This window comes from Streptomyces sp. NPDC004561 (assembly GCF_053602155.1).
In genome coordinates this window covers 1-8,897 of the sequence record NZ_JBSGDB010000370.1, presented here as the reverse complement: position 1 = coordinate 8,897, position 8,897 = coordinate 1, and the positions used below count along the sequence as shown (strand labels likewise).

The following is an 8,897-nucleotide window of genomic DNA, read 5'->3' as shown; positions in this document are numbered from 1 at the left end:
GCTGATGGCCTCCACACAGGCCAGAGCCAGAGCTCTGCGCTGCTCCGGAGTCGGCTGCCCCACCTCCTGCCAGGCCAACTTGGGTTGCCTGATCATGGTGCAGCACCACCAGGGGTTCGCCGTCGGCCAGCCGGTAGCGGGCACGGGTCTGCTCGACCTCCACCTTCAGCCTGCGTCCGCTCGTCTGCACCGTGAACGCCACCCTGGACAGCGCTTCGGGCAGGCGCGGCGCGAAGCCCAGCAGGTTCGGCCTCCCGTCGTCGCCGAGGTGCCGGCGCAGTCCCCCGAAGCCGCCGACCAGGGCGATCCACGTGCCGGCGAGGGAGGCGATGTGCAGCCCGTCGCGGGTGTTGTGCTCCAGGTCTTCCAGGTCCATCAGAGCCGCCTCGCCGAGGTAGGCGTAGGCCAGGCGCAGATGTCCGGTCTCGGCGGCGAGCACCGCCTGGCAGCAGGCCGAGAGAGAGGAGTCGCGGACGGTCAGCGCGTCGTAGTAGGCGAAGTTGCGCGCCTTCTGCTCCTCGGTGAAGGCGTACGGGCACTCCACCATCGCCAGCACGACGTCGGCCTGCTTGACCACTTGCTTGCGGTACAGGTCGAAGTAGGGGTAGTGCAGCAGGAGCGGGTAGTTCTCGGGTGGGGTCGCCTCGAAGTCCCAGCGCTGGAAGTGCGTGAACCCGGCCGACTGCTCGTGCACGCCCAGCGTCTCGTTGTACGGCAGCGCCATGCTGGCCGCCGCGTCGCGCCAGGCGGCGGCCTCCTCGTCGTCGACGTCGAGTTCCGCGGCCCGTTCCGGGTGGCGTGCTGCCACGTCCGCGGCGGCCAGCAGATTTTGACGGGCCATCAGGTTGGTGTACAGGTTGTCCCGGGCGATGGCGCTGTACTCGTCGGGCCCGGTTACCCCGTCGATGTGGAAGACACCCTCGGCGTCGTGGTGTCCCAGGGAGCGCCACAGCCGGGCGGTGTCCACCAGGAGGTCCAGCCCCTCGGCGCGTTCGAAGTCCTCGTCCCCGGTCACCATGACGTACCGGACCGCTGCCATGGCGATGTCGGCGTTGATGTGGAAGGCGGCCGTCCCGGCCGGCCAGTAGGCGGAGCACTCGGCGCCGCTGATGGTCCGCCAGGGGAACAACGCCCCGCACAGCCCCAGTTGACGCGCGCGGTCGCGCGCCGCCGGCAGCGTTCCGTGCCGCCATCTCAGGGCCGACGCGACAGCCTCCGGGGCGGTGAAGGTCAGTACCGGCATCACGTAGGACTCGGTGTCCCAGAAGGAGTGCCCGTCGTAGCCGCTTCCGGTCAGTCCCTTCGCGGGGATCGCCCGGTTCTCACCGCGGGCCGCCGCCTGGAGCACGTGGAAGAGGGCGAACCGCACCGCCTGCTGGATCTGCGCGTCGCCCTCCACCTCGACGTCCGCGCCGGCCCAGAACCGGTCCAGATACTGCCGCTGCGCGGCGAGCAGCCCGTCCCAGCCGGTGCTGACGGCGGCCGCCACCGCTCCGTCCACCTGGTCGTGCACGGCGGGCAGGGAACGCTCCCCCGACCAGCCGTAGGCCACGAACTTGACGAGCCGCAGCCGCTGCCCGGGCGCCAGATCCGCGGTCACCGTGAGACGGCTGACGTCGGGCTCGCACTGCGCCGTCCAGCGGGTGCTGTCGGGCCCCTCGACGATGTGGTCGGCCGCCGCTCCCACCCGCAGTGCGCTGCGGTCGGTGCGGTGCACGAGCCGCAGCCGGGTCTCCTGCGCGAACTGCTCCTCGGCGACGAGCGGGGACTCCGTCGCCGCGGCGACACGCGGGTCGCCCTCGAACTGGGGCAGCTGTTCGTTGGCGACGAGCTCGGACTGCACGGCCACCGTGACGGGTCCGTCGAGCGGCTCGACCTCGTACACCACCGCGGCCACGGCTCGTTGTGTGAAGGACACGAGCCGCTGTGAGGCGATCCGGACCGTGCGGCCGCTGGGCGTGGTCCATCGCGCGGTGCGGCTGAGCACGCCGGTGCGGAAGTCCAGGACGCGCTCGTGCGCCAGCAGCCGGCCGTAGCGCAGATCGCATGGGTGGTCGTCGACCAGCAGCCGGATGATCTTGCCGTCGGTGACGTTGATCAGCGTCTCGCCGGACTCGGGATAGCCGTACCCCGCTTCCGCGTAGGGCAGGGGGTGCCGTTCGTGGACGCCGTTGAGGTAGGCGCCGGGCAGTCCGTGGGGCTCTCCCTCGTCGAGGTTGCCGCGCCAGCCGATGTGCCCGTTGGACAGGGCGAACACCGACTCGCTCTGGGCGAGCACCTCCAGGTTCAGCTCGGTCTCGCGCAGGCACCACGGCTCGACCGTGTAACTGGGATGGGTGATCAACGCGACTCCAGGAGTTCGGCCAGGTCACGGACCACCACGTCGGCCCCGTGCGTCCGCAGCTCTGCCGCCTGGCCCACCCGGTCGACACCGACGACCAGACCGAAGCCGCCCGCCCGGCCCGCCTCGACACCGGCCAGGGCGTCCTCGAAGACGGCGGCCTCGTCCGGCTTCAGCCCCAGCCCGCGGGCCGCTTCGAGATAGGTGTCCGGAGCGGGCTTGCCGTGCAGACGACGGTCGCGCGCCACGACCCCGTCGATCCGTTCGTCGAACAGGTCCTCGATCCCGGCCGCCGCGAGGACATCACGGCAGTTCGCGCTGGACGACACCACCGCGCAGCGCAGTCCGGCTTCCCGTACCGCGTGCACGAAGCGGACCGAGCCCTCGTAGGGCTCCACGCCGTCCTCGCGGATGCGGTGCAGCACGAGGCTGTTCTTCCGGGTGCCCAGGCCGTTCACGGTCTCGGCCTCCGGCGGGTCGTCCGGCGATCCCTCGGGCAGGTGCACCCCGCGTGCGGCGAGGAACGTGCGCACGCCGTCCGCGCGGGGCCGTCCGTCCACGTACTCGTCGTAGTCGTCGACCGCGTCGAAGGGCACGAACGCGGTCCCGTCGCGTGTCGCGCGCTCGCGGAGATAGCCGTCGAACATCTCCTTCCAGGCGGCCGCGTGCACCTTCGCGGTCTGGGTGAGCACTCCGTCGAGGTCGAACAGGCAGGCGCGGACGTGAGCAGGAAGCCCCAGCATGCCGTCGAGGCTAGGTGGCTCCCCGGGCCGCCGGAGGGGAGACACCGTCCGGCACGCCGGAAGGCACCCGCTCGGCCGAGGCGCGAGCGGGTGCCTGGGACCGCCCGGGAGGAGCGCAAGACCGCACGGGCAGTGTGCCGACGCGTGCGCCCGGGCGGCCCTTCCGCCCTGAAGCGTTCCGGTAGCAGGCTGTGGTGTGTGCCCGCGCCCCGGTGGGGGAACTTGGGTCGCCCGGGTGCGGCCCTGGTGAGAGGAGCCGAGGTGACAGAGTCGGCGGCAGCCGCGGGCGGCCGGGACCGGGGCGCCGAGGAGCCCTGGTACGAGCCGGATCCGCGCAGGTGGCGGGCCCTTTGGGTCACCCTCGTGGCCGGCTTCATGAGCCTGCTCGACGTGACGATCGTGGCGGTCGCCCTGCCCACCGTCCAGCGCGACCTGCACGCCTCCCCGGCGCAGGTGCAGTGGGTGGTGTCCGGTTACGCCCTCACCTTCGCCCTCGCCCTCGTCACGGCGGGCCGGCTCGGTGACGCCCTGGACCGGCGCCGGATCTTCCTGCTGGCCCTCAGCGGCTTCGTGATCTTCAGCGCGGCCTGCGGGGTGGCCCCCGACATCACGCTGCTGGTGGTGGCCCGTCTCGCCCAGGGCCTGGCGGCCGGCTTCATGGCGCCCCAGAACTCCGCGCTCATCCAGCAGATGTTCCGCGGCGCCGAACGCGGCCGTGCCTTCGGTTTCTTCGGCGCCACCGTCGGCATCTCCTCCGCCGCCGGCCCGATCACCGGCGGCGCCGTCCTCGCCCTGGCCTCCGGTGCCCAGGGCTGGCGGTGGATCTTCTACGTCAACGTGCCCATCGGCATCCTGGCCGTTCTGCTGGGCCGCCGGCTGCTGCCCCACACCCGGCGGTCCGGCCGGGGACACGTGGACGTGCCCGGAGTGCTGCTCCTCGGCCTCGGGGTCCTCGCCCTGATGTACCCGCTGGTCCAGGCGGACTCCGGCGGCCTCGGCGATCTGTGGTGGCTGTTCCTGGCCGGCGCCGCGGTGCTCGCCGTCTTCATCCAGTGGCAGCGCCGCCTCGTCGCCCGGGGCGGCCAGCCGTTGCTCGACCCCCGTCTGTTCACCACCGTGCGCGGTTACGCGGTCGGCGCGGGAGTCGGCACGCTGTACTTCATCGGCTTCAGCGGCGTCTGGCTGGTCTTCGCCCTCTTCTACCAGCACGGCCTGAGCTTCTCGCCACTGTGGTCCGGCCTCGCCGTGACCCCCTTCGCCCTCGGCTCGGCGATCGCGGCCGTGGTCTCCGGCCGGCTGGTGGACCGGTTCGGCCGGCTGCTCACCGTGTGGGGCCTCGCGGGCGTGATCGCCGGCCTGGGCGGCACCGCGCTGCTGCTGCGCTTCGCTCCCCTGGAGACCGCCCCCTGGCCGGCCGCTCCGCTCCTGTTCCTCGGCGGCATCGGCGGTGGCTTCGTGGTCCCGCCCAACATCACCCTGACCCTGCGGGACGTGCCGGTGCGCATGGCGGGCGCGGCGGGCGGCGCCCTGCAGACCGGTCAGCGGCTCGGCGCCGCGGTGGGCACCGCCGCCCTTCCCGGCCTCTTCTACCTGGTGCTCGGCAGGAGCGGCGACTACCGCGGCGCGCTCGTCACCGCGCTGGCCGCCGCCCTCGTCGGCATGGCGGCGGCCCTGGCCCTCGCCACGTTCGACTGGCGGCGCGACCGGGAGAAGCCCCGCACGCACCGCAAGTGCCCGGAAGAGGTGGCCAACAACCCCATACACGCCCGGCAGACCTGACCGCCGAAGCACCGAAGTGCGGCGGCGGTCACGATCCTCCACACTTATTCCATCGGCAAGCGGTCACTTAGAGGTGTTGAGCAATCACTTTCCGTGACACCGACGACTGGGGATGCCTCGCAGAGCGCGGGCCGGCCGGCAACACGGCCCGATCATGGCCGCGTTCACAGGGCGGCGTCTTCCGGCAGGCCCACACACAGGACGGTTCACGTGATCGACAGGCGAACCTTCGGCAAGGCCCTGGGCGTGGGCGCGGCGGGAACGGCCGCATCACTGGCCGGCGGGCTCCACCCGGCAGCCTCCTCCCCGGCAGCGGTGCCCCCCGCCGGCGGAACGCCGAGCGGGCGGACGTCCTTCGAGTCGGTCAAGCAGATCAGGGCCGGTGAGCTGAGCGTCGGCTACGCGGAGGCCGGCCCGGCGACCGGCCGGCCCGTCATCCTGCTGCACGGATGGCCGTACGACATCCACAGCTACGTGGACGTCGCACCGCTGCTGGCCGCCGCGGGCCATCGGGTCATCGTCCCCTACCTGCGCGGGTACGGCACCACGACGTTCCTGTCGCCCAAGACCTTCCGCAACGCCGAGCAGGCGGTGTTCGCCCAGGACCTCATCGCCCTGATGAACGCCCTGCACATCAGGAGGCCGCTGCTGGGCGGCTTCGACTGGGGAGCGCGGACGGCGGACATCGTCGCGGCGCTCTGGCCCGAGCGCTGCAAGGCCCTGGTCTCGGTGTCCGGATACCTCATCACCAACCGGGAGAAGAACAAGCAGCCGCTGCCCCCGGCGGCCGAGTGGGCGTGGTGGTACCAGTACTACTTCTCCACCGAGCGCGGCGAGTTGGGCCTGCGCGAGTACCGGCACGACTTCGCCAGGCTGATCTGGCACAACGTCTCCCCGAGCTGGCACTTCGACGCCGCCACCTTCGACCGGACCGCGAGGGCCTTCGACAACCCGGACTACGTCGCCATCGTGATCCACAACTACCGCTGGCGGCTGGGCCTCGCGGCGGGCGACCCGCGCTACGACGGCATCGAGAACAGGCTCGCCGCAGGCCCGCGCATCGCCGTGCCCACGATCACCCTGGACGGCGCACTCGACCCGTTCACCCCGGCGGGCGGCGGGGCCGCGTACCGCGCCAAGTTCACCGGGCCGTACGTGCACCGCACACTCAAGGGCGTGGGGCACAACGTGCCGCAGGAAACTCCGGAGGCGTTCGCCCAGGCGGTCCGGGACGCCGACCGGCTGTGACGTCGGCATTCGGAGGGGACCGTACCGGCCTCCTCGGAATGCCGCTCGCCGCCTCACCGGATTCGGCTTCGGCGTATTCCGGCCATCCGGTGGAATGCCTTCACGGACGCTCTTCCATAAGGCTCTCTTGAACCTCCTTCAACAAGCGGTTATAGAGAGCCGGTTGATGTGATCACCGTCTCCACCCCCGAAGGAACCGAAGGTCTCTGGAATACGTCCACGGGGATTCAAGCCTCTTTCACGAATGGCCAGTTGACGCAAGCCCGTCCCGAATCGTGAGATACGCTTGTTCTCACGGGCGCCCCGCTCCTCAGGGTGCGCCGCTTCTTCACATCCCCCGCGACATGGTCCAGGTCAGTGGACCGGATCCGTCGCGCCCGCCGGTCTTTTCCCGTGCCGGCGGTCCACGCCTTCGAGCAGGAATTGATGCCGGTTCAACCACTTGCGGAGCTCGTACGTTTCGCCCGCCAGAACTCGCCCTTCTACCGTGAGCTCTACTCCCAACTCGCCGATGGAGTGGCCGATGTCACGGAACTTCCGGTGGTGCCCCAGGCCGATTTCTGGCGGGCCAATTCGCCCCGGGACAACCGGCTGCTGACTGCTCCACTGGAGGAGGCGATCGTGTTCCGCAGTGGCGGAACCACGGGTTCGCCGAAGTTCTCCTACTACACCCGCACGGAGTGGCGGGAGTTCACCACCGCCTTCGGCGCCGGCCTGGTCGACGCCGGGCTGCGGCCCGGTCACCGGGTCGCGGACCTCTTCTACGCGGGCGACCTGTACGCGAGCTTCAGCTTCGTCCTCGACTCGCTGCACCGCTCCCCCGTGGCCAACGTCCGTCTGCCCATCGGCGGCGCGACGCCCTGGGAGTCCACCGCGGCGACCCTGGAGGAGTTCCGGGTCCAGGCCGTCGCCGGCACACCGACCACACTGTGCTCACTCGCCGAACGCCTCACCCGCGCCGAGCGGACGCTGCCGGACGTGGAACTGCTGTTCTTCGGCGGGGAATGCCTCTTCGGCGACCAACTGCCGCTGCTGAAGGCCGCGTTCCCGAACGCCGAGCCGCGCTCCCTGGGGTACGCGAGCGTCGACGCCGGTCTCCTCGGGGCGGCGGTGCCGGGCGACGACCCGCGTGTGCACCGCGCGTTCACCCCGGACACCCTGGTCGAGATCCTCTGCGACGAGACCGACCGGCCCGTCGACGGCAACGGCGTGCCGGGGCGGCTCGTCGTCACCAACCTGGGCAGACGGCTCATGCCGGTGCTGCGCTATCCGGCGGGCGACCGGGCCGAGTGGGTGGACCGGGACGCGGGTGTCTTCCGTATCCTCGGTCGCGCCGAGGAGGGCGTGCGGGTCGGCCCCGTCTCCCTGCACACCGAGGACGTCCATGACGCCGTCACGGCCGCCGACGCGTCCGGCGAGGTGACCGGTGTGCAGCTCGTGGTGCGGCGCCGGGACGGCCGGGACGGTCTGGTGCTGCGGCTCGCGGTCGCCGAACCGGACACCGGGCACTCCCAGTTGGGCGCGTCCGTCGTGGCGGCGGTGCTCGCCCAGCGCCCGTTCTACTCCGACGCCACCGCCGCCGGGCATGTGAACCCGCTCGCCGTCGAATGGGTTCGGCACCGCGAACTCGCGGTCAACTCCCGTTCCGGCAAGCTCGTCCGGGTCCTGGACGAACGGCCGCACTCGTGAGCGCGGCGCCCGCGCCGGCACGGCGTCTGCCGCTCGTCCTGCGCAACCCGTCCTTCGGCCGGGTCTGGGCCGGTCAGCTCCTCACCCAGGCGGCCGGCCGGATGTTCCAGGTCGGGGCGGTCTGGTGGCTCGTCGGCTACGCGGGCGGCGAGCACCGCGGCCTCGACTCGGGCCTGTTCCTCATGGTGAGCACCCTGCCCGCGGTGGCGCTCGCCCCGCTGGTCGCCCGCATCGTGGCACGACACCCGCACCGCACGGTGCTGGCGGGTGCGGCGGCCGTGGCGGGCGCGGTGGCCGTCGCCGCCGCCGTCCTGGCGTACGCCGGCACGCTGCCCGTGGCCGCCGCCTACGCGGTGGGGCTGGCGCTGGCCGGCTGCCAGGCGGTGTTCGATCCGTGTCTGACCACCTCGGTGCCGGAACTCGTGGAGGACGCCGACATCGAGGCGGCCACCGGTTTCGAGCTGTCCACGCAGTCCGTCGCCGGACTGTGCGGGGGGCTGCTCGGCCCGCTCGTCGTCGACGCGGGCTCGCTGGCCGCCGTCGTCGCCGCCTGCGGTGCCGCGTACCTGCTCGCGGCCCTGCTGGTCGCCTCCGCCCGCTTCCCGCACACCGCCGCCGCGAACGGACCGGCGGACGGACCGGCCACCGGGCGGCGCACCTTGCGCGAGGTGCTCGCCGGACTGCCGTTCATCCGCCGTGTGCTGGTCTGCTTCGCCGCCGCCAACGTCTTCACCACGGCCGTCTACGTCGTGATGCCGCTGTACACCCGGGAGGTGCTGCACGCGACCGGCTCGACCGTCGCCTCGCTGGAGGCCGCCCTCGGAGCGGGCACCCTGGTCGGATCGTTCACCGGCGGCCGTCTGCCCGGCCGTCCGGTCGCCGTCGGCAGCGTGTGCCTGGCGGTGATGGCCGGAGGCCTCGGACTGCCGGGCCTGTTCGCGGGACATGCGGTGGCGGCCGTCTCGCTGGCCGTCGTCGGCTGGTGCGTCGGGGTGATCGGCGTGCGGTTCGTGGCGCTGTTCCAGCGGCTGGTCCCCGCCGACGACAAGCCGGGCTTCTTCGCGGTCATGCAGGCGCTGCTGGGTGCGACGTTCCCC

General features: G+C 72.0%; 6 protein-coding genes. 4 read left to right on the top strand and 2 right to left on the bottom strand.

Features of this window, described 5'->3' with window-relative positions:
* Positions 1-2,344 (bottom strand): glycoside hydrolase family 65 protein (locus ACWEN3_RS34325; protein WP_452978961.1); only part of this gene is annotated, 2,344 nt, incomplete at its 3' end.
* Complete coding sequence (locus ACWEN3_RS34320) at positions 2,341-3,084, bottom strand: HAD family hydrolase (RefSeq protein WP_452978958.1); 744 nt, start codon at positions 3,082-3,084, stop codon at positions 2,341-2,343. The genes ACWEN3_RS34325 and ACWEN3_RS34320, both read right to left, overlap by 4 nt.
* 261 nt (positions 3,085-3,345) lie before the next feature.
* Here ACWEN3_RS34320 and ACWEN3_RS34315 point away from each other — a divergent pair, with 261 nt between their 5' ends.
* The 4 genes from ACWEN3_RS34315 to ACWEN3_RS34300 all read left to right on the top strand — a co-directional run.
* Positions 3,346-4,863 carry an MFS transporter gene (locus tag ACWEN3_RS34315; RefSeq protein WP_452978955.1) on the top strand — a complete coding sequence of 506 codons (1,518 nt, stop codon included), beginning with the start codon at positions 3,346-3,348 and terminating at the stop codon, positions 4,861-4,863.
* A gap of 210 nt (positions 4,864-5,073) precedes the next feature.
* Positions 5,074-6,111 carry an alpha/beta fold hydrolase gene (locus tag ACWEN3_RS34310; RefSeq protein WP_452978952.1) on the top strand — a complete coding sequence of 346 codons (1,038 nt, stop codon included), beginning with the start codon at positions 5,074-5,076 and terminating at the stop codon, positions 6,109-6,111.
* Between the two features lie 426 nt (positions 6,112-6,537).
* The gene (locus tag ACWEN3_RS34305; protein ID WP_452978949.1) at positions 6,538-7,800 is read left to right on the top strand and encodes a phenylacetate--CoA ligase family protein; all 1,263 of its coding nucleotides are present in this window, start codon (positions 6,538-6,540) and stop codon (positions 7,798-7,800) included.
* On the top strand, positions 7,797-8,897 hold a 1,101-nt coding region (locus ACWEN3_RS34300), incomplete at its 3' end, for an MFS transporter (RefSeq protein ID WP_452978946.1). The genes ACWEN3_RS34305 and ACWEN3_RS34300, both read left to right, overlap by 4 nt.